We start from the raw sequence: 18,927 nt of genomic DNA on the forward strand, positions 1-18,927 counted from the left end.
AGAGCCGCTGATGGCAGGTAGCACAAAGCGACCGGCCCCCAGCGTGTAGGTTCCCACCGATTCCGCAGCGCAATTTCGCGGTACTGGTATAACCGTTCTGCGAATTACGTTTCGGAGCGGCGCCAGTTCGTTCATGGAGCTGTCGACCGTTAAAAAATATTTTTATTTTGGGTGGTTGGGGACAACATGACATACGCATCGCGACTTGGGGCCTGGATGTTCGGCCTCGCAGCAACGGCCGGCATCCCAGCATGGGCGGCTCCGGAAATCACGGGCCGGCCGGTGGAACACCAGTTGAACATGCAGCTCCCCGTGACCGGCGTCGGCGCCGATATCTACGACCTGCACAACTGGATGATGATCGTCTGCCTGGTGATCTTCGTCGGCGTGTTCGGTGTCATGTTCTATTCGGTGTTCAAGCACCGCAAGTCGCTCGGCCACAAGCCCGCCACCTTCCACGAATCGACCGCGGTCGAGATCGCCTGGACCATCGTTCCCTTCCTGATCGTCATCGGCATGGCCCTGCCGGCCACCAAGACCGTGGTCGCCCTGAAGGACACCTCGAATGCCGACATCACCATCAAGGCCACCGGCATGCAGTGGAAATGGGGCTATGACTACCTGAACGGCGAAGGCGAGGGCATTTCCTTCCTGTCCAACCTGGCCACCCCGCGCGCCCAGATCGGCCTGCCGGGCCAGGCTGCCACCGAGAAAAAGGGCGAGAACTACCTGCTCGAAGTGGACAACGAGATGGTCGTCCCGGTCGGCAAGAAGATCCGCATGGTGTTCACCGCCAACGACGTGATCCACGCCTGGACCATCCCGGCCTTCGCCATCAAGCAGGATGCCATCCCGGGCTTCGTGCGCGACGGCTGGTTCAAGGCCGACAAGATCGGCGTCTACCGCGGCAACTGCGTTGAGCTGTGCGGCAAGGACCACGCCTTCATGCCGATCGTCGTGCGCGTCGTCTCGGCCGAGGATTACACTGCCTGGGTCGCCGGCGAGAAGAAGCGCATGGCCGCCCTGGCCGACGATCCGAACAAGGTCTGGACCATCGACGAACTGAAGACCCGCGGCGAGCAGGTCTACGCCGCCAACTGCGTGGCCTGCCACCAGGCCAACGGCAAGGGTGTGCCGAACGCTTTCGCCCCGCTGGACGGCTCGCCGAACGTGCTGGGCGCCAAGGCGCACCAGATCGACATCCTGCTCAACGGCCAGGACACCCCGGCCTACCCGTCGGCGATGCCGGCCTGGAAGCAGCTGTCGGACACCGAGATCGCCGCCGTGATCACCTATACCCGCAACACCTGGTCGAACAAGGCTGCGGAAAACATCGTGCAACCGGCGGAAGTGCTGGCTGCCCGCAGCAAATAACGCAGCACTGTGTTAGCTATCTAAGCTTCAGGGAATCGACATGACTACCAGCACCATCGATCACGCACACGACCACGGCCACGACCACGCGCACGACCACCCACACGGCTGGCGCCGCTGGCTGTTCGCCACCAACCACAAGGACATCGGTACCCTGTACCTGTGGTTCTCCTTCATCATGCTGCTCTCGGGCGGCGTGCTGGCGCTGATGATCCGCACCGAACTGTTCGAGCCGGGCCTGCAGTTCTTCCGTCCCGAGTTCTTCAACCAGCTGACCACCATGCACGGCCTGGTGATGGTGTTCGGCGCGATCATGCCGGCCTTCGTGGGCTTCGCCAACTGGATGCTGCCGCTGCAGGTGGGCGCCTCGGACATGGCCTTCGCCCGCATGAACAACTTCTCGTTCTGGCTGCTGCCGCCGGCGGCAATCCTGCTGGCCGCCTCCTTCCTGTCGCCGGGCGGCGCCACCGCGGCCGGCTGGACCCTGTACGCACCGCTGTCGACCCAGATGGGCCCGGGCATGGACATGGCGATCTTCGCCATGCACATCATGGGCGCCTCGTCGATCATGGGCTCGATCAACATCATCGTCACCATCCTGAACATGCGCGCTCCGGGCATGACCCTGATGAAGATGCCGATGTTCTGCTGGACCTGGCTGATCACCGCCTACCTGCTGATCGCCGTGATGCCGGTGCTGGCGGGCGCCATCACCATGACCCTGACCGACCGCCACTTCGGCACCTCGTTCTTCAACGCGGCCGGTGGCGGCGACCCGGTGATGTACCAGCACATCTTCTGGTTCTTCGGCCACCCGGAGGTCTACATCATGATCCTGCCGGCCTTCGGCATCGTCTCGCAGATCATCCCGGCCTTCGCACGTAAACCCCTGTTCGGCTACGCCTCGATGGTCTACGCGACCGCCTCGATCGCGATCCTGTCCTTCATCGTGTGGGCGCACCACATGTTCACCACCGGCATGCCGGTGACCTCGCAGCTGTTCTTCATGTACGCCACCATGCTGATCGCGGTGCCGACCGGCGTGAAGGTGTTCAACTGGGTCGCCACCATGTGGAAGGGCTCGATGACCTTCGAGACCCCGATGCTGTTCGCGGTGGGCTTCATCTTCGTGTTCACCATGGGCGGCTTCACCGGCCTGATCCTGGCGGTGACCCCGATCGACATCCAGGTGCACGACACCTATTACGTGGTGGCGCACTTCCACTACGTGCTGGTGGCGGGCTCGCTGTTCGCCCTGTTCGCCGGTTTCTACTACTGGGCGCCGAAGTGGACCGGCCACATGTATCCGGAATTCCGCGGCAAGGTGCACTTCTGGGCTTCGCTCATCACGTTCAACGTCACTTTCTTCCCGATGCACTTCCTGGGCCTGGCCGGCATGCCGCGCCGCTATGCGGACTACGCCACCCAGTTCACCGACTTCAACATGATCGTGTCGATCGGCGCCTTCGGCTTCGGCCTGTCGCAGGTCTACTTCCTGTTCGCGGTCGTGCTGCCGACCATCCGCGGCGGCGCCAAGGCCCCGGCCAAGCCGTGGGAAGGCGCGGAAGGCCTGGAGTGGACCGTGCCGAGCCCGGCGCCATTCCACACCTTCGAAACCCCGCCGCTGGTGAAGTGATCATGGTCCAGGAACCACGCAAGCCCAGCAACCTGCGTACCGCCCTGATCCTGGGCGGGATCGCGCTGTTCTTCTTCGCCAGCGTGTTCGTCAAGTTCACCTGGCTGAGCTGAAGGTAGCGTCGAGATGAGCGCGAGCAAACGGCTGCTGCAACTGAACCGCACCACCCTGATGAAGCTGGTGGTGGTGGCGGTGCTGATGTTCGGCTTCGGTTACGCGCTGGTGCCGGTGTACCGCCAGATCTGCGAGGTACTCGGCATCAACGTGCTGACCCAGGGCGAGTTCGTGGAAGCGCCCAAGAATACCCAGATCGACAAGAGCCGCAAGATCGTCGTCGAGCTGGATGGCAATGCGCAGGGACCGTGGCGCTTCCGCCCGGTCCAGCGCAGCATCGAAGTGCATCCCGGCGAACTGGCCACCGTCACCTACGAGGTGGTCAACACGCAGGCGAGGGCGGTCAAGGCGCAGGCGATCCCGAGCTATGCGCCACATAGCGTCACGCCGCACTTCAAGAAAGTGGAATGCTTCTGCTTCCAGGAACAGACGCTTGCCGCCAACGAAGCGCGCCAGATGCCGGTGGTCTTCTTCATCGACCCGGCGCTGCCGCGCGAGGTGAAGAACATCACGCTGTCGTACACCTTCTTCGAGATCGGCGGCGCGGTGCAGACGGCGTCGGCGAAAGCGGCGACAGTCAAGTAAGGGCAGTAGACAAGAGTAGAGCGCCTAACAAAACCCCGAGGGCAAGGCGCATCGTCGAAAACAGTACGCTAGTACGGCGAGACGATGCAACGCAGCCATCGGGGGAATTGTTGGGCGCTCTTAGCGACACAAAAGAATCACCCGATAACACAAAGAGTAGATGAGGAGATGAAAATGAGTTCGCCACAAACCGCGCCCTACTATTTCGTGCCAGGCCCGTCGCGCTGGCCGATGTGCGCCGGCATGTCGATGCTGGTCACCATGGCCGGCGCGTCCGGCTGGGTCAACAGCGCCCCCTGGGGGCCGGCAGTGTGCCTGGCCGGCATCGCCGCCACCCTGGTGGTGCTGTACTTCTGGTTCGGCGACGCCATCAAGGAATCCGAATCGGGCATGTACGGCATGCGCATCGACCTGTCCTACCGCTGGTCGATGAGCTGGTTCATCTTCTCGGAAGTGATGTTCTTCGCCGCCTTCTTCGGCGCGCTGTTCTACGCCCGGGCGATCAGCATGCCCTGGCTCTCCGACCTCGACCACAAGATCATCTGGCCGGACTTCGCACCGACCTGGGGCAACACCGGTCCGGCCGGCGTGGTGGACCAGTTCCAGACCATGGGCCCGTTCCCGATCCCGACCATCAACACCGCGCTGCTGCTGCTGTCGGGCGTGACCCTGACCATTTCGCACCACGCGCTGCGCGCCGGCCACCGCTCCAAGACGGCGTTCTGGCTGTTCGCCACCATCCTGCTGGGCGCGATCTTCATGGGCTTCCAGGTCTATGAGTACATGCACGCCTACGCGGACCTGAACCTGAAGCTGACCTCGGGTATCTACGGCTCGACCTTCTTCATGCTGACCGGCTTCCACGGCTTCCACGTGACCATGGGCGCGATCATGCTGTCGGTGATCCTGTACCGTGTGCTCAAGGGCCACTTCACGGCGGACAACCACTTCGGCTTCGAAGGCGCGGCCTGGTACTGGCACTTCGTCGACGTGGTGTGGCTGGGCCTGTACGTCGTCGTGTACTGGCTGTAAAGAAAAGCAGGCGGCATTGCCGCCTTTGTAGGGTGGGCGGCTTTGCTGCCCACCTTACATTTGTACGGTAAGCAAGCTCGTCAGCGAATCCCGGTCGGGGCAATCCACCCCATCTTGTAGGCGCCGAGCAGGCACAGGAACAGGGTAATGGACAGCCCGACCCGCAGCGCCAACGCATGCACCGTCCGGTTGCTCTGGCCTTTGTCGCGCATCAGGAAGAAAAGGGCCGACGCAAGGCTGGCTAGGATTAGGATGAAGGCAATCGCAACAAGCAGTTTCATGGTCGGCCCAGTCAAGGTTGAGGCATCATTGTAATGCGCTTCCGCTTCCATTTTCGCCCCATTCCCTTCATCGCCGCACTGCTTGTTGCCCTGGTAGGAATTGCGCTGGGTAACTGGCAACAGGGCAGGGCCGCATACAAGCTGGCCGTGCAGGAAAAGCTGGCCACCCTCGCCACCGAAGCACCCATGGCGCTCGGCAGCGCCCTCACGCCCGCCGCCCAACTCGAATACCGGCATGTCAGCGTCAGCGGCGAGTTCGTCGCCGGCTGGCCGCTGTTCCTGGCCAACCGTCCGATGGCAGGCCGTCCTGGCTACTACCTCGTCATGCCGTTTAAAATCGCGGGTTCAAACACACATGTGCTCGTGATGCGCGGCTGGTTGCCGCGCGAAGCGGAATACGGCAAGCTGCCGGCCTTCACCACGCCTTCGGGCACAGTCACGGTCGAAGGCATCGTCGTGGCCTCGGCCGGACACGTGATGGACCTGGGCGAAGCCGCGCCGCTGGCGCCGAAGGCGATCGTCCAGAACATCGATCCGGCGCTGGTGGCCAAGGCCACCGGACTGGTGCTGCAGCCCTTCTTCGTGCAGCAGACCGGGCCGGACCAGCCGGGCGAGCTGGACGACATGCTGCTGCGGGTCTGGCCCTCGCCCTCGAGCGGCATCGACAAGCACCGCGGCTACGCCTTCCAGTGGTATGCGCTGGCGGCCATGGCCATCCTATTTTTTGTGATAACAGGGTTCCGAAGTGGAGCAAAGAGTGGAGCAAAACAAGCCGATGCAGGAAAACCTGAAGCAGAAACCAGTGATGCAGGCAACTGATCCCGCCAAGGATCCAGTGAAGGCCCGGCGCACGGGCCGCTGGAAACTTTTCGCCGTGCTGCTGGTCTGCGCGGCGCCGATGATCCTGTCCTATCTCACCTATTACGTCATCAAGCCGACCGGGCGCACCAACTATGGCACCCTGATCGACCCGCGCAGCAGGCCGATCCCGGCCATGGACAGCACCACGCTCGACGGCCGCCCCGAAAAGCTGGAGCAATACGCGGGCAAGTGGATCATGCTGAAGGTCGGCGGCGGCGAATGCCTGGAGGCCTGCCAGAAGCAGCTGTTCGCGATGCGCCAGTGGCGCACCATGCAGGGCAAGAACATGGACCGCGTCGAACGCGTCTGGCTCGTCACCGACGCGCAGCCGCTCGACACGATGACGATCCGCCAGTACGACGGCATGCACCTGCTGCGCGCGCCGAAGGACGTCGTCGACAAGTGGCTGCCGGCCGACAAGGGCACGCAGCCGTCCGAACATATCTACCTGATCGACCCGCTCGGCAACCTGATGATGCGCTTCCCCGTCAATCCCGATCCGGGCAAGGTACACAAGGACATCGCCAAGCTGCTCAAGGCTTCCGCGGTCGGCTGATACGGCACGATCCCATACAGCACCCTGATAGATGATGCAAGCTTCTTCCCTGATCCAACTGGCCCTGATGGGCGTGCTCGTGGCCATCCTGCCGCTGTCGATGGTCTGGATGTCCTCGGACCCCAACAAGTTCCGCAAGCTGGTCTGGGTCGCCGTCTTCCTGACCTTCGACCTGATCGTCTTCGGCGGTTTTACCCGCCTGACCGACTCGGGCCTGGGCTGTCCGGACTGGCCGGGCTGCTACGGCATGGCCAACCCCTTCCTGGCGCACGAGCAGATCTCGGCGGCCGAAGCGGCCATGCCGACCGGTCCGGTCACCGTGGTCAAGGCCTGGATCGAGATGATCCACCGCTACCTGGCGATGGGCATCGGCGTGATCATCATGGCCCTGCTCATCACGGCTACCGTGCAGTGGCGCAAAACGAAGATGCAGGCCTTCAAGCCGGGCATCCCGCTGGCGCTGTTCATCTTCGTGTGCATCCAGGGCGCTTTCGGCGCCTGGACCGTCACCCTGAAGCTGCAGCCGGTGATCGTGACCATTCACCTGCTGCTGGGCATGGGCCTGCTGGCCCTGCTGACCTGGCTTGGCGGGCGCGAAGACTACCTGATGCACAAGCCGCCACGCGCCGGCGACGACGCCGCGCTGCGCGGCATCCGCACGCTGGCGCTGCTGGCGGCGGTCGTCATCACCGTGCAGATCGCGCTGGGCGGGTGGGTGAGCACTAACTACGCGACCCTGGCCTGCGATGAATTCCCGCTGTGTGACGGCCGGGTGGTGCCGGAGATGGACTTCGAGCATGGTTTCCACCTGTGGCGCGAGCTGGGCAAGACGGCGGCCGGCCACTACCTGCCGTTCTCGGCCCTGGTGGCGATCCACTGGGTGCACCGCAACTTCGCCATCCTGGTGGTCGCCGTCGTCGGCCTGCTGGTGTGGCGCGCCTGGCGCCATGCCTATCTGGCAAAACACGCCAAATGGCTGGCCGGGGTGCTGGTCGTCCAGCTGCTGACCGGGGTGGCCACGGTCTACTTCGACTTCCCGCTCGCCATTGCCGTAATGCATAACGCGGGGGCGGCCCTGCTGGTCCTGCTCGTGACCATGCTAAACTATCGGGTGAATCAGCAACTTGAAGTGAACCGCGCCGGATGAACAGGGACATGCGCCTCGACGAGGGCTGTGACCTGGCCGGTGTGACCGCGACCCCGGCCCTGCCGCGGTTCGAGTCCCCACGCAGCCCATCGATGACGACCCAGACAGCCCTCCATAAACCCCAGAGCCGCATCGCCCAGTACTGGGCCCTGACCAAACCGCGGGTCACGCAGCTGGCCGTGTTCTGCGCGGTGATCGGGATGTTCCTTGCCACCGATGGTTTCCCGGGCTGGCAGGTGCTGCTTGCCGGCACCGCCGGCATCTGGCTGCTGGCGGGCGCCGCCTTTGCCGTGAACTGCCTGGTGGAGGCCGAGATCGACGCGCGCATGGCGCGCACGGCCCGCCGCGCCACTGCCATGGGCGAGCTCACCAGCACCCAAACGATCATCTTCTCGACGATCATCGGCGGCCTGGGCATGGGCGTACTGTATTTCCTCGTCAATCCGCTCACCATGTGGCTGACCTTCGTGACCTTCGTCGGTTATGCCTTCATCTACACCATGCTGCTCAAGCCGGCCACGCCGCAGAACATCGTCATCGGCGGCCTGTCGGGCGCCATGCCGCCGGCCCTGGGCTGGGCCGCCGTCGCCAACGACGTGCCGATGGAAGCCTGGCTGCTGGTGCTCATCATCTTCGTCTGGACCCCGCCGCACTTCTGGGTGCTGGCCATGTACCGCCGCGAGGACTACGCCCGCTCCGGCCTGCCGATGCTGCCGATTACCCACGGCATGCAGTACACCGGCCTGCAGGTGTGGCTGTACACCATCGCGCTGGCGGCGACTACCTTGCTGCCTTTCGCCGTCGGCATGAGCGGCCTGATCTACCTGGCCGCTGCCGTCGTGCTGAACGCGGTCTTCCTGCGCCATTCGTGGCGCGTGCACAAGCATTACAGCGACATGGCTGCGCGTAATGCCTTTACCTGGTCCATCGTCTACCTGTCGCTGCTGTTCGCGGCGCTGCTGGTCGACCATTACTTCAAGTTCTGACATGAAAAAACTGCTGACCGCCCTGATGCTGTCCGCGGCGGTGCTGGCCGCCGGCTGCGACAAGCTGTCGAACAAGACCCCGGCCTTCGTCAATACCGACATCACCGGCCTCGATTACGCCAAGGGCTTCTCGCTGACCGACCATACCGGCAGGCCGCGCACGCTGCAGGACTTCCGCGGCAAGCTGGTCGTGGTGTTCTTCGGCTATACCCAGTGCCCGGACGTGTGCCCGACCACGATGGCCAAGATGGCCACCGTGATGAAGGAACTCGGCCCGGCAAGCAAGGACGTGCAGGTGCTGTTCATCACGCTCGACCCGGAGCGCGACACCCAGGAACTGCTGAATGCCTACGTGCCGGCCTTCCACCCGAGCTTTATCGGCCTGCGCGGCGACGCCGAAGCCACTGCACGCACGGCCAAGGAATTCAAGGTGTTCTACTCCAAGACCCCGTCCGGCGACGACCCGAAGAACTACACGGTGGACCACATGACCGGCAGCTATGTGTTCGACCGCGAGGGCAGGGTGCGCCTGCTGGTGCGCCACGAAGCCGAACCTGGTGCAATCGCATCGGACCTGCGCCAGCTCCTGTAACGCTACAGTAGGGTGGGCAAGTTCCTTGCCCACGCGGTGGTTGCACGGGGCTCCGCTTTCGTGCCGGATGATCTTGCTATAAACAATCACCGCGTGGGCGGGAGACCCGCCCACCCTACGTCATCCTTAACAAGTCTGCTGTTATGATGGTGTAAACACCATCTGACAGGGACGGCATGGAACAACGCCAGGGCAGGAACTACACCCGCATCGCCATTGTCGTCCTGCTGACGCTCGGCTGCCTTTACGTCCTCAAGCCTTTCCTGGCCGCGATCCTGTTCGCGGCCTGCGTCGTGATCTCCTCCTGGCCGCTCTACCTGCGCCTGCAGGTCGCGATGCGCGGGCGCCGTACCCTGGCGGCGTTGACCATGACGCTGTCCCTCACTCTGCTCGTTATCATCCCGCTGTCGATGGTCGCCTACAACCTGGTCGACGACGTCGCCAGGGGCTTCAGCGAACTGCGTACGGCGGTCGAGCACCGTGAACTGATTCCGCCGTCCTGGATACGCGAACTGCCGCTGGTGGGCGCAACGATCGATAACTACCTGCGCGAGCTGGTCGCCAGCCGCGAGCAGATGATCGCACTGGCGCAGCGCATGCTGGAGCCGGCGCGGCGCTACCTGATCGCCGGCGGCCTGATGCTCGGCACCGGCGTAGTCCAGCTCAGCCTGGCCGCCTTCGTCAGCTTCTTCTTCTACCGCGACGGCAAGGCCCTGCTCGAGGTGATCGCCGTGACCATGCGGCGCGTGATGGGCGAGGGCGCCGAATCGGTCGCCAACACGGTGAGCCAGACGGTGCGCGGCGTCATGTACGGCCTGCTCGGCACCGCGCTGGCGCAGGCGGTGGTGGCGGCGATCGGCTTCACCATCGCGGGCGTGCCGGCGGTGCCGCTGCTGTCGGTGATGGTCTTCATCTCGTCCCTGATCCCGGTCGGCCCGCCGATCATCTGGGGTGGCGCGGCTTTCTGGCTGTTCCTGCATCACGAGACCGGCTGGGCAATCTTCATGGTGATCTGGGGCACTTTCCTGATCAGCGGCGTCGACAACGTCGTGCGTCCCATGCTGATCAGCCGCGGCAGCAGCCTGCCTTTCCTGCTCACCCTGCTGGGCGTGCTGGGCGGGGTGATCGCCTTCGGTTTCGTCGGCATGTTCATCGGGCCGACCCTGCTGGCGGTCGGCTACTCCCTGATGACCGACTGGACCGGCACGCCGGACCGGGTGATCCGCCAGGATGCCGGCGCCTAGACTCCGCCCGCAAGCCGTGGCATTGCGTGAGATTTCCTGTCATTCGCAGCTGCTAGACTCCTCGCCCGTACTTCAGCTGGAGAAGCTTCGAATGAGACTGCGCGCGCATTGCCTGCACCTGGCCATCCTTGCCTGCATCGCCCAAACGTCCCAGGCGGACGATGGACTGACTCAGACCACGATCTCCGTCCATGCCGGCGGCAAACCGGTCGGCGGGCTGATTTTCCCGATCGGCGCCAAGGTCAAGACCTCGGCCGTGGCCAACCGTGTCGACACGGGCGACAAGCAGCTCCGCTATGCCGGCAACGTGCAGGGCCGGATCACGATCCCGGCCGGAGAAGTCATCCTGTTCGGCGACGAGCTGGTGGTCAGTACCGAAGCGATCAGCGCCGAACGGCAGCGGGCCGTGCGCGACCTCGAAGCGATGGCCGGACCTGACCAGCTGTACCGCGGCCGTTCGCTGACCGGTGAACTCAGCGCGGAGGAATGGAAGCTGCAGACGAGTATCGACGTCGCCAACATGAAGCGGCTGGCCGAGATCATCGATAGCTTCGGCTGGCCCGGCCTGCGCTTCGCCGGCGCGGCCTCGCAGACCGCGTTCGCCGTCCTGCAGCACGCCGATCCGGCCAGCCAGCGCAAATACCTGCCGCTGCTACGCGACGCGGTGGGGCGCAGCGATGCCCTCGGCAGCCACCTTGCAATGCTCGAGGACCGCGTCCGCCTTGGCGAGGGCAAGCCCCAGCTGTACGGCAGCCAGCTGAGCGGCGATCCGCCGCGCTTCGATCCGATCGAGGACGAAGCCCGGGTCGACGAACGCCGGCGCAGCATCGGCCTGGAGCCCCTGGCCGACTACGCCAGGCGCTTTGGGCTGACTTACACGCCCAAGGGCGAGCAACAGCTGGATTGACCAGCATCACTTGTGCTTGTCCTTAATGCGTATATAATCCATATATGGAACGTATATGGAGATTATGGTGGGAATCGTAAATATCGACGACGAAGTACATGATCAGATCCGCAAGGCGAGCAGCGTGTCCTGCCGTTCGATCAACGCGCAGGCGGCCTTCTGGATCAAGATCGGGATGCTGTGCGAGATGAACCCGACGATGAGCTTTAACGAGATCGTTGGGCGCGAGCTGAAGGCTGCCGGGGTGGCGCCGGAAAACGTGCGGGTAGCGGGAGGACCGCCGGACGCCGTCAAGGCGGCGGCGGCATGACCAAGCGGCCTGAAGAAATTGCGCTGATGGCCGAATCGGGCCGGCTGCTGGCGGGCGTGTTCGCCCATCTCGACAGCCTGAACCTGATCGGCATGTCGACCATGCAGGTGAACGACCTGGTCGAGCGTTTCATCGTCGATGCGCTGGGCGCGCGTCCGGCCAGCAAGGGCCAGTACGGCTATGCCTATGCGCTGAATTCCTCCCGCAACGACGTGGTCTGCCACGGCGTGCCCTCGCACACCGAGATCCTGCAGAGCGGCGACATCGTCAACCTCGACATCACGCTCGAGAAGAACGGCTACATCGCCGACTCCAGCAAGACCTACCTGGTGGGCGAGGTGTCGCCGGCGGCGAAGCGGCTGGTGAAGGTGACCTATGAGGCGATGTGGAAGGGCATCCGGGCCGTGCGTCCCGGCGCGCGCCTGGGCGACGTCGGCCACGCCATCGAGCGCCACGCGCGCAGGCATGGCTATACGGTGGTGCGCGACTACTGCGGCCACGGCATCGGGCGCGAGATGCACGAGCCGCCCCAGGTGCTGCACTGGGGACGGCCGCGGACCGGGCTGGTACTGCGCGAAGGCATGACCTTCACCATCGAACCGATGCTCAACCAGGGGCGCCATGCCGTGCGTACCGAAGACGACGGCTGGACCGTCGTCACTTGCGACGGCCAGCTGTCGGCGCAGTTCGAACATACCGTCGCGGTCACGCGCCAGGGCGTGCGGGTCCTGACCCTGCGCCCCGGCGAGACGATACAAGCTTAGATTCTTGGCGGCAGGGCCTTGCGCCTGGCGCGGGCCCGGATGTTCAGCGCTTCCACCACCAGCGAGAAGGCCATCGCGGCGTAGATATAGCCTTTCGGGATGTCTGCTTCGAATGCTTCCGCCGTGAGCGCCATGCCGACCATCACCAGGAAGGCCAGCGCCAGCACCTTGACGGAAGGGTGGCGGTCGACGAAGTCGCCGATCGGCTTGGCCGCCACCAGCATCACCAGCACCGAGAAGATCACGGCCGCCACCATCACGCTGATCTGGTCCACCATGCCGACTGCGGTGATGACCGAGTCGAGCGAGAACACGATGTCGATCACGGCGATCTGGCCGATGATGCTCCAGAACAGCTTGTTGGTCGCCGCCGCCGCGGCGGCGGTGCCGGCGACGTCCTGCGGCCCGGCCTGGTCCTTGGCTTCCACCTCGACGAAGATCTCGTGCGAGGCCTTGTAGAGCAGGAACAGGCCGCCGAACAGCAGTACCAGGTCACGCCCGCTGATGCCCTGATTGAATACATTGAACAGGTCCGCAGTGAGCCCCATCACCCAGCTCAGCGAGAACAGCAGCAGCAGGCGCGAGACCATGGCGAAGCCCAGGCCCAGGCGCCTTGCCTTGTCGCGCATCTCGGGCGGCAGGCGGCCGACCAGGATCGAAATGAAGATGATGTTGTCGACCCCGAGCACGATCTCGAGGGCGCTCAGCATGAGGAAGGCGATCCAGACGTTCGGGTCCGCTAGCAGTTCCATGGCCGCTCCGTTATGAAAAATGCCATGGTAGCAGCCTGCCGCATTATGCAGAGCACAGCCGCGGCGCCACCCGGTCAGGCCTGCAGGGCGGTGACGATGCGGGCGGCGATTTGTTGCAGCTGCCCGGTATCCGCCGGCACCGCGGCGTGCGGCCGGAGCGCCGCCGCCTCCTCGCGCGGCACGATGTGGAAGTGCACGTGCGGGACGGTCTGGCCCGCCGCGCTGCCGTTGAACTGGGCCACCATGATGCCCGGCACGCCCATCGCGGCCTTGACCGCGGCCGCCACCTTCTTGGTGCTGCGGATGCAGGCTGCGGCCGCGTCGTCGGACAGGCCGAACAGCTCGACGGCCGCCTCTTTCGGCAGCACCAGCACATGGCCTGGGGCCTGCGGCATGATGTCCATGATGGCGAGCGTGTACTCGTCCTCGTAGACCTTGATGCAGGGGAGTTCGCCGCGCAGGATGCGGGCAAACGGGTTGTTGGGATCGTATTCCATTTGCTTGCTCCGTCGAAGTCGATCGGCGCCTGACGGACAAAGTCCGGGCCGGGCGCTTGTTATGTTAGCTCACGGTCCCAGGCCAGCACGTTCCATGAATACGAAAAAAGTCCAGAAGACGAGGACGCTGACGACGGCGCCAAGGAAGTAGAAGCCGCCCGGAACGGAAATGCCGCTCACCAGGGAAAAACCCCAGATTCCCGCTGGGAGCCTCGGGAAACCCATGTCAACGCAGAAGCGCTGAGCATAGCACCGTGGAGGCAGGTCAAAATTTGCACATTGTCACTGCTACGGTTCGCGTGCCTCGCAGACGATCCGAGCGCCGGCCGGGATCAGCCGGACAGGCTCTGGCCATGATGGTGGCCGGACCCCAGCACGCTGCGCAGCCGCTCGAAGTCGATCGGCTTGGTGAGATGGTGGTCGAAGCCGGCGTCGAAGGCGCGCTGGCGGTCCTTTTCCTGGCCCCAGCCGGTGGCGGCGATCAGGCGCATGTGCCGGCCTGCCGTCGTTGCGCGCAGGCGCCGCGCCAGCTCGTAGCCGTTCAGGTCCGGCAGGCCGATGTCGAGCAAGGCGACTTCCGGCGCGAACTCCTGGGCCATGGCCAGCGCGGCGCTGGCGCTGTGGGCCGCGCGCACCTCGCAGCCGAACAGTTCCAGCGCCATCAGGAGCATCTCGGCGGCGTCGGCATTGTCGTCCACCACCAGGATGCGCGCCGGCGCAGGCAGGGGCGCCGCCGCCGGTTCCGGCAGCGCGGCAAGCTGGGCGAGCGGCAGGCGTACCGTGAAGCAGCTGCCCCGGCCTTCGCCCTCGCTCTCGGCGGCGATGCTGCCGCCATGCAGGTCCACGATGCCGCGCACCAGCGACAGCCCGATCCCCAGGCCGCCGCGAGAACGCTGCAGCGCCGGCTCAAGCTGCGAGAACATGTCGAACACGCTCGCCAGCGCGTGGCGCGGCAGGCCGATGCCGTTGTCGCGCACCGCCAGCAGCGCCATGCCGTCGTCGATCGCGAGCGAGAGCGCGATGCGCCCGCCGTCGGGGGTGTACTTGGCGGCGTTGGTGAGCAGGTTGACCACCACCTGGTTGATGCGCGTGGGATCGGCGTCGACCGTGACCGGATGCGGCGGCAACTCGACCGACAAGCTGTGCCCGGCCTGCTCCATCAGGCCGGCGGTGTCGCACACGGCGGCGCGCGCCAGCAGGGCCAGGTCCACGGTCTCGCGCCGCAGTTCCATCTTGTCCTGGGTGATGCGCGAGACTTCCATCAGGTCGTCGACCAGGTGGGTCAGGTGGTGCAGCTGGCGGTCGAACACCGACAGCAGGCGCGCGCTGGTGTCCTCCGCCATCGTGGAATGGCGCATCACCTCGAGGGCGCTGCGCAGCGGCGCCAGCGGGTTGCGCAGCTCGTGCGAGAGCGTGGCCAGGAATTCGTCCTTGCGCCGGTCGGCCTCGGACAGCGCGGCGTTCAGGGCCTGCAGCTGCAGCTCGGCGCCGCGGCGCGCTTCCAGCGCTTCCTCGGCGGCGCGGCGCGCGTTGCGCAGCTCGCGTTCGTAGGACTGGCGCTCGGTGGCCATGAACAGGGCCCACTGGTCGCGGATGGCATCGCCCATCGGGCCGGCTTCGCGCCGCCGGACGATGTTGACCAGCATCGGCAGGCGGGTGCCGTCGCGGTGGCGCAGGTCGATCTGCAGTTCGGCCACCGAATCGCGCGCCTGCAGCACCGGCTCGCAGTGCGTGTGGTGGAACAGGCGCGCGCCGACGGTCATCAGGTCCTGGATGCGCACGATCCCGGCCAGTTCCGGCAGCGTGAAGCCCAGCCAGGCGCAGGCGGTCGCGTTGGCGTGCAGCAGCAGGCCGTCGGCGTCGGCCAGCAGTAGGCCGCAGGGAGCGTCGTCGTACAGCGCGTCAAGGGAAGTGGCGGCGCTGTCCATGGCTTCAGTCCAGGGTGGCGGCCAGGAAGGCGTCGATCGCGCGCGAGCTGGCGGTCGGCGCGCTCATGTGCGGGCAATGGCCGATGTTGTCGATCACGTGGAGCTGGGAGCGGGGCAGGTGCCGGGCCAGGTGCTCGCCGGCGCTGCGTGGGGCGATCAGGTCGTCGCTGCACTGCAGGATCAAAGCCGGCGTCGTGGAGCGGGGCAGGTCGGCGCGGTGGTCGGACAGGAAGGTGACGCGCGCGAAGTGCTTGGCGATGTCGGGATCGTTGCGGCAGAAGCTGTCGGTGAGTTCCTGGCGCAGGGCAGGGCGGTTGGGCGCGCCCATGATGGCGGGCGCCAGGCTGCTCGACCAGCCCATGTAGTTCGCTCCCATGGTTTCGAGCAGTTCGGCGATGTCCTCGCGCTCGAAGCCGCCGACATAGCCGGGATGCTTGCTCAGGTCATTGATATAGCAGGCCGAGGGCGCCACCATCACCTGGGCCACGAAGCGGCCCGGATCCTCGATGGCGGCGAGCATGCCGATCATGGCGCTCACCGAGTGGCCGACCAGGATCACCGGCCCGGTCGCGAATTCGTCGAGGATCTCCAGCAGGTCGCCGGCATAGCCGTGCAGGCCGGCGTAGCGCGTCCGGTCGTAGGCGGAGAGGTCTGAGCGGCCGCTGCCGACCAGGTCGTAGGTGATGACGCGAAAGCGGTTTTCGTAGACGGGCGCCAGGTAGCGCCACATGACCTGGTCGCAGCCGAAGCCGTGCGAGAACAGCATGGTGGCCCCGCCCTGGCCGGAAACATGCACGTTGTTGCGTACTTGCAGGGACATCATGGCTCCTCGTGGTCGCTACCGCCGGGAATCCCGTCGTCCACGAGTATGCGTCAGGAGTATTGCAAGCGCAACAACTTTGTATACTTCAATGCTGGAAAGGTTTCAAGCCTTCAGTCGCGTTCGTCGTGCCCGTCCTCGCGCTCGCCCTTTGGAAAGACCTTCACCAGGAGGATGCGCGGACCGTTCATCTTCTTGACCACCACGTCGAACTGCGGGAAGCCGATGCGCTGCCCCTGCTTGGGGATGTCGCCCAGCTTGGCCATCAGGAGGCCGCCCACCGATTCGACGTCGTCCAGGCCCATCTCCTCGTTGTCGATGTCGATCCCGAGCAGGCGCTCGAGCGAGAAGATCGGCAGGCTGGCCTTGCCGATCCAGGTGCCGTCGGGCTGGGACATCCAGTCGTTCTCGTTCATGCGGAACTCGTCGCGGATCTCGCCCACCATGGCGCCCAGCAGGTTGTCGAGCGTGATGAAGCCGACCGGTCGCTTGCCCTTTTCGCCGATCAGGGCGAAGTGCGGGGCGCCGCTCTTGAAGCGCCGGAAGATGTCCTGCGCCTTGGTGCGCGCCGAGATGGTCTCGACCGGGCGCAGGTGCTGGGTCAGGTCGGTGATGGCGCGCCCGGCCTGCTGGGTGAAGAACAGGTCCTTCAGGTGGATCACGCCCAGCACTTCCTCGCCTTCCTCGTCGAAGTAGGGGTAGCGCGAGAAGCGGTTGCGGCGCACCGTCTCCATGTTTTCCTCGAGCGAGCGGCTGGCATACAGGGCGCTGACCTCGTTGATCGGCCGCATCAGGTCGGACACGGCCAGCTGGGTGAAGTCGAGCGACTGCGCCAGGATGTTGCGTTCGTCGTTCGTGAATTTCTCGCCCGGCGCGCTGGTGTTGGAGCGCAGGATCATCTTCAGCTCGTCGGTCGAGTAATGGGTGTCGTGGCTGCCGCTGCCGGCAAGGCCGGCCACGCGCAGCACCATGTTGGCGCTGGCGTTGAGCAGGGCAATCGCCGGATACATTGCCCAGTAGAAGGCGTACAGCGGGATGGCGCACCACAGCGCCACCTCTTCGGGCAGGCGGATGGCGAGCGACTTGGGCGCCAGTTCGCCCACCACGATGTGCAGGAAGGAGATGACAGAGAAGGCCACCACGAAGGAGACGCCGTGGATCAGCTCGGGCGAGGTCACGCCCAGCAAGGCGAATACGGGTTCAAGCAGGCTGGCAAAGGCCGGTTCGCCGACCCAGCCCAGGCCCAGCGAGGCCAGGGTGATGCCGAGCTGACAGGCGGAGAGGTAGGCGTCGAGCTGGCCGTGGACCTTGCCGAGGATGCGTCCGCGCAGGCCGGTGGTCCTGGCGATGGCGTGTACGCGGGTCTTGCGCAACGTGACGATGCTGAATTCAGCCGCCACGTAGAAGCCGTTCAGCGCCACCAGGAACAGGGCTAGAACGACGAACAGAAAGTTTTCCATTGAAGAGATTTAGTTAAAAAATGGCAATAGCCGACATCATTGTACCGCTCATGCCTTCCTCATGTGCCGGCCAATACCCCCTTGTGCACTGCGGACAGGATGGCTTCGACGGCCGGATGCTTGATCTTGCGCTCGTTCGAGATCGCATAGAAGTGCTCGCGCACCTGCGGCACCCGCCCCACCAGCAGCGCGTTGAACTGCTCCTCGAGGTCGTGGACCAGGGCGGCCGGAGCGAAGAACAGCCCCAGTCCGCGCCGGCCGAAGGTGTTGAGCAGGGCATTGTCCATGAACTCGCCGACGATGTCGGGACGCACGCCCTGCAGCTCGAACCATTCGTCGATCTTGCCGCGCAAGGCATTATTGCGGGTCGGTAGCAGGAAGGGCGCGCCGTTCAGCGAGCGCGGGAAGTCCGCGCCCCAGTCCTTCACCAGGCCGGGCGCGCCGACCACGATGGTCTCGCTGTCGCTCAGCAGGTGGCTGAACACGCGCAGCGTCGTGCCCGAGCGCACCGCGCGGTCGGTCAGCACCACGTCGAGCTTGTGCAGGGCCAGGTCGGCCAGCAGTTCGTCGAATTCGCCTTCGTAGCAGACCATGCGCACCGGGCGCGGCAGCTGGGTGGCGATTTCCAGCAGCCGGTAGGCGGTCAGCTTGGGCAGCGAATCGGAAATGCCGACCGTCAGGCGGGTGCGCGCGCTATCGGACTCGGCCAGCGCTTCCTGCATCTGCTCTCCCAGAAGGAAGATCTGGTCGGCGTAGGACAAGGCCAGGCGCCCGGCCTCGGTTAAAGTCAGTCTCCGGCCCTGCTGGGTGAACAGGGACTTGCCGAGGGACAGTTCGAGCTGTGCCAGCTGGGTACTGACGGTCTGGATCGCCAGGCCCAGGCGTTCGGCGGCGCGCGTGATGCTGCCTTCCTTGGCGACGACCCAGAAGTAGTACAGGTGGCGGAAATTCGGAGGCGTATGGTTCATATCTTCTGTTTTTGCGAAGTAATTCTTCGATTATCTTCGCTTTTTCAATATTCGCCCAGCCCTCATACTGCGTAGGTCTTCTGGACGAAAAAAGATACTGACACAACAACTCA

The 18,927-nt window shown here is 64.8% G+C and carries 21 protein-coding genes; 14 read left to right on the plus strand and 7 right to left on the minus strand.

Going from position 1 to position 18,927, the window contains the following annotated elements; translation table 11 throughout:
- Nucleotides 1-186: 186 nt before the first annotated feature.
- The 5 genes from coxB (at nt 187) to YWC_RS0120085 (ending at nt 4,741) form a co-directional block, all read left to right on the plus strand.
- Nucleotides 187-1,374: a cytochrome c oxidase subunit II gene (gene coxB, locus YWC_RS0120065; protein WP_027867002.1), complete on the plus strand. Its 1,188-nt coding sequence runs from the start codon at nt 187-189 to the stop codon at nt 1,372-1,374.
- 40 nt (nt 1,375-1,414) lie between these two features.
- Complete coding sequence (ctaD, locus tag YWC_RS0120070; RefSeq protein ID WP_027867003.1) at nt 1,415-3,010, plus strand: cytochrome c oxidase subunit I; 1,596 nt, start codon at nt 1,415-1,417, stop codon at nt 3,008-3,010.
- Between the two features lie 2 nt (nt 3,011-3,012).
- On the plus strand, nt 3,013-3,123 hold the full coding sequence (locus YWC_RS33595; RefSeq protein ID WP_209587845.1) for a cytochrome oxidase small assembly protein: 111 nt from the start codon (nt 3,013-3,015) through the stop codon (nt 3,121-3,123).
- 13 nt (nt 3,124-3,136) lie between these two features.
- Nucleotides 3,137-3,709 carry a cytochrome c oxidase assembly protein gene (locus YWC_RS0120080; protein ID WP_027867004.1) on the plus strand — a complete coding sequence of 191 codons (573 nt, stop codon included), beginning with the start codon at nt 3,137-3,139 and terminating at the stop codon, nt 3,707-3,709.
- 174 nt (nt 3,710-3,883) lie between these two features.
- On the plus strand, nt 3,884-4,741 hold the full coding sequence (locus YWC_RS0120085) for a cytochrome c oxidase subunit 3 (RefSeq protein WP_027867005.1): 858 nt from the start codon (nt 3,884-3,886) through the stop codon (nt 4,739-4,741).
- Nucleotides 4,742-4,821: 80 nt separating this feature from the next.
- On the opposite strand, the gene YWC_RS0120090 is transcribed toward YWC_RS0120085, so the two are convergent.
- The gene (locus YWC_RS0120090; protein ID WP_027867006.1) at nt 4,822-5,022 is read right to left on the minus strand and encodes a twin transmembrane helix small protein; all 201 of its coding nucleotides are present in this window, start codon (nt 5,020-5,022) and stop codon (nt 4,822-4,824) included.
- 33 nt (nt 5,023-5,055) lie between these two features.
- On the opposite strand from YWC_RS0120090, the gene YWC_RS30100 reads away from it, so the two are divergent.
- From YWC_RS30100 to map, 9 genes are all read left to right on the plus strand, one after another.
- Nucleotides 5,056-5,841, plus strand: a complete 786-nt coding sequence (locus YWC_RS30100) for an SURF1 family protein (RefSeq protein WP_051306599.1) — start codon at nt 5,056-5,058, stop codon at nt 5,839-5,841.
- Entirely contained in the window at nt 5,828-6,439 is a 612-nt protein-coding gene (locus YWC_RS0120100; protein ID WP_036215148.1) for an SCO family protein, read from the plus strand. The genes YWC_RS30100 and YWC_RS0120100 overlap by 14 nt, the downstream gene beginning before the upstream one ends.
- 34 nt (nt 6,440-6,473) lie before the next feature.
- Nucleotides 6,474-7,586 carry a COX15/CtaA family protein gene (locus YWC_RS30105; RefSeq protein WP_051306610.1) on the plus strand — a complete coding sequence of 371 codons (1,113 nt, stop codon included), beginning with the start codon at nt 6,474-6,476 and terminating at the stop codon, nt 7,584-7,586.
- A gap of 92 nt (nt 7,587-7,678) precedes the next feature.
- The gene (cyoE, locus tag YWC_RS0120110; RefSeq protein ID WP_027867008.1) at nt 7,679-8,572 is read left to right on the plus strand and encodes a heme o synthase; all 894 of its coding nucleotides are present in this window, start codon (nt 7,679-7,681) and stop codon (nt 8,570-8,572) included.
- A gap of 1 nt (nt 8,573) precedes the next feature.
- Nucleotides 8,574-9,164: an SCO family protein gene (locus YWC_RS0120115; RefSeq protein WP_027867009.1), complete on the plus strand. Its 591-nt coding sequence runs from the start codon at nt 8,574-8,576 to the stop codon at nt 9,162-9,164.
- Nucleotides 9,165-9,340: 176 nt separating this feature from the next.
- Entirely contained in the window at nt 9,341-10,408 is a 1,068-nt protein-coding gene (locus tag YWC_RS0120120; protein WP_027867010.1) for an AI-2E family transporter, read from the plus strand.
- Between the two features lie 91 nt (nt 10,409-10,499).
- On the plus strand, nt 10,500-11,315 hold the full coding sequence (locus tag YWC_RS31720; RefSeq protein WP_051306600.1) for a DUF6624 domain-containing protein: 816 nt from the start codon (nt 10,500-10,502) through the stop codon (nt 11,313-11,315).
- Between the two features lie 67 nt (nt 11,316-11,382).
- Nucleotides 11,383-11,625: a ParD-like family protein gene (locus tag YWC_RS30115; protein ID WP_051306611.1), complete on the plus strand. Its 243-nt coding sequence runs from the start codon at nt 11,383-11,385 to the stop codon at nt 11,623-11,625.
- Complete coding sequence (map, locus tag YWC_RS0120135) at nt 11,622-12,389, plus strand: type I methionyl aminopeptidase (protein WP_027867011.1); 768 nt, start codon at nt 11,622-11,624, stop codon at nt 12,387-12,389. The genes YWC_RS30115 and map overlap by 4 nt, the downstream gene beginning before the upstream one ends.
- Here the strand turns inward: map and YWC_RS0120140 are convergent.
- The 6 genes from YWC_RS0120140 to YWC_RS0120165 form a co-directional block, all read right to left on the minus strand.
- Nucleotides 12,386-13,141 (minus strand): TerC family protein, encoded by a 756-nt coding sequence (locus tag YWC_RS0120140; RefSeq protein WP_027867012.1) that lies wholly within the window; start codon nt 13,139-13,141, stop codon nt 12,386-12,388. The two genes, map and YWC_RS0120140, sit on opposite strands and share 4 nt — an antisense overlap.
- Before the next feature lie 74 nt (nt 13,142-13,215).
- Nucleotides 13,216-13,638, minus strand: a complete 423-nt coding sequence (locus YWC_RS0120145) for an HIT family protein (RefSeq protein WP_027867013.1) — start codon at nt 13,636-13,638, stop codon at nt 13,216-13,218.
- A 332-nt stretch (nt 13,639-13,970) separates the two neighbouring features.
- Nucleotides 13,971-15,566 (minus strand): hybrid sensor histidine kinase/response regulator, encoded by a 1,596-nt coding sequence (locus YWC_RS0120150; protein WP_027867014.1) that lies wholly within the window; start codon nt 15,564-15,566, stop codon nt 13,971-13,973.
- Between the two features lie 4 nt (nt 15,567-15,570).
- A complete protein-coding gene (locus YWC_RS0120155; protein WP_027867015.1) occupies nt 15,571-16,386 on the minus strand; it encodes an alpha/beta fold hydrolase in 816 nt (271 codons plus the stop codon).
- Between the two features lie 113 nt (nt 16,387-16,499).
- Nucleotides 16,500-17,846, minus strand: a complete 1,347-nt coding sequence (locus YWC_RS0120160; protein ID WP_027867016.1) for a hemolysin family protein — start codon at nt 17,844-17,846, stop codon at nt 16,500-16,502.
- A gap of 59 nt (nt 17,847-17,905) precedes the next feature.
- Nucleotides 17,906-18,814: a LysR family transcriptional regulator gene (locus YWC_RS0120165; protein ID WP_027867017.1), complete on the minus strand. Its 909-nt coding sequence runs from the start codon at nt 18,812-18,814 to the stop codon at nt 17,906-17,908.
- Nucleotides 18,815-18,927 lie beyond the last annotated feature (113 nt).

Origin of the sequence: Massilia alkalitolerans DSM 17462 (assembly GCF_000427785.1) — a bacterium.
Taxonomy (GTDB): domain Bacteria; phylum Pseudomonadota; class Gammaproteobacteria; order Burkholderiales; family Burkholderiaceae_D; genus Telluria; species Telluria alkalitolerans.

Coding starts and splice junctions, on each gene's coding strand:
- coxB (WP_027867002.1), top strand. CDS start 187: ATGACATACGCATCGCGACTTGGGGCCTGGATGTTCGGCCTCGCAGCA.
- ctaD (WP_027867003.1), top strand. CDS start 1,415: ATGACTACCAGCACCATCGATCACGCACACGACCACGGCCACGACCAC.
- YWC_RS33595 (WP_209587845.1), top strand. CDS start 3,013: ATGGTCCAGGAACCACGCAAGCCCAGCAACCTGCGTACCGCCCTGATC.
- YWC_RS0120080 (WP_027867004.1), top strand. CDS start 3,137: ATGAGCGCGAGCAAACGGCTGCTGCAACTGAACCGCACCACCCTGATG.
- YWC_RS0120085 (WP_027867005.1), top strand. CDS start 3,884: ATGAGTTCGCCACAAACCGCGCCCTACTATTTCGTGCCAGGCCCGTCG.
- YWC_RS0120090 (WP_027867006.1), bottom strand. CDS start 5,022: ATGAAACTGCTTGTTGCGATTGCCTTCATCCTAATCCTAGCCAGCCTT.
- YWC_RS30100 (WP_051306599.1), top strand. CDS start 5,056: ATGCGCTTCCGCTTCCATTTTCGCCCCATTCCCTTCATCGCCGCACTG.
- YWC_RS0120100 (WP_036215148.1), top strand. CDS start 5,828: ATGCAGGCAACTGATCCCGCCAAGGATCCAGTGAAGGCCCGGCGCACG.
- YWC_RS30105 (WP_051306610.1), top strand. CDS start 6,474: ATGCAAGCTTCTTCCCTGATCCAACTGGCCCTGATGGGCGTGCTCGTG.
- cyoE (WP_027867008.1), top strand. CDS start 7,679: ATGACGACCCAGACAGCCCTCCATAAACCCCAGAGCCGCATCGCCCAG.
- YWC_RS0120115 (WP_027867009.1), top strand. CDS start 8,574: ATGAAAAAACTGCTGACCGCCCTGATGCTGTCCGCGGCGGTGCTGGCC.
- YWC_RS0120120 (WP_027867010.1), top strand. CDS start 9,341: ATGGAACAACGCCAGGGCAGGAACTACACCCGCATCGCCATTGTCGTC.
- YWC_RS31720 (WP_051306600.1), top strand. CDS start 10,500: ATGAGACTGCGCGCGCATTGCCTGCACCTGGCCATCCTTGCCTGCATC.
- map (WP_027867011.1), top strand. CDS start 11,622: ATGACCAAGCGGCCTGAAGAAATTGCGCTGATGGCCGAATCGGGCCGG.
- YWC_RS0120140 (WP_027867012.1), bottom strand. CDS start 13,141: ATGGAACTGCTAGCGGACCCGAACGTCTGGATCGCCTTCCTCATGCTG.
- YWC_RS0120145 (WP_027867013.1), bottom strand. CDS start 13,638: ATGGAATACGATCCCAACAACCCGTTTGCCCGCATCCTGCGCGGCGAA.
- YWC_RS0120150 (WP_027867014.1), bottom strand. CDS start 15,566: ATGGACAGCGCCGCCACTTCCCTTGACGCGCTGTACGACGACGCTCCC.
- YWC_RS0120155 (WP_027867015.1), bottom strand. CDS start 16,386: ATGTCCCTGCAAGTACGCAACAACGTGCATGTTTCCGGCCAGGGCGGG.
- YWC_RS0120160 (WP_027867016.1), bottom strand. CDS start 17,846: ATGGAAAACTTTCTGTTCGTCGTTCTAGCCCTGTTCCTGGTGGCGCTG.
- YWC_RS0120165 (WP_027867017.1), bottom strand. CDS start 18,814: ATGAACCATACGCCTCCGAATTTCCGCCACCTGTACTACTTCTGGGTC.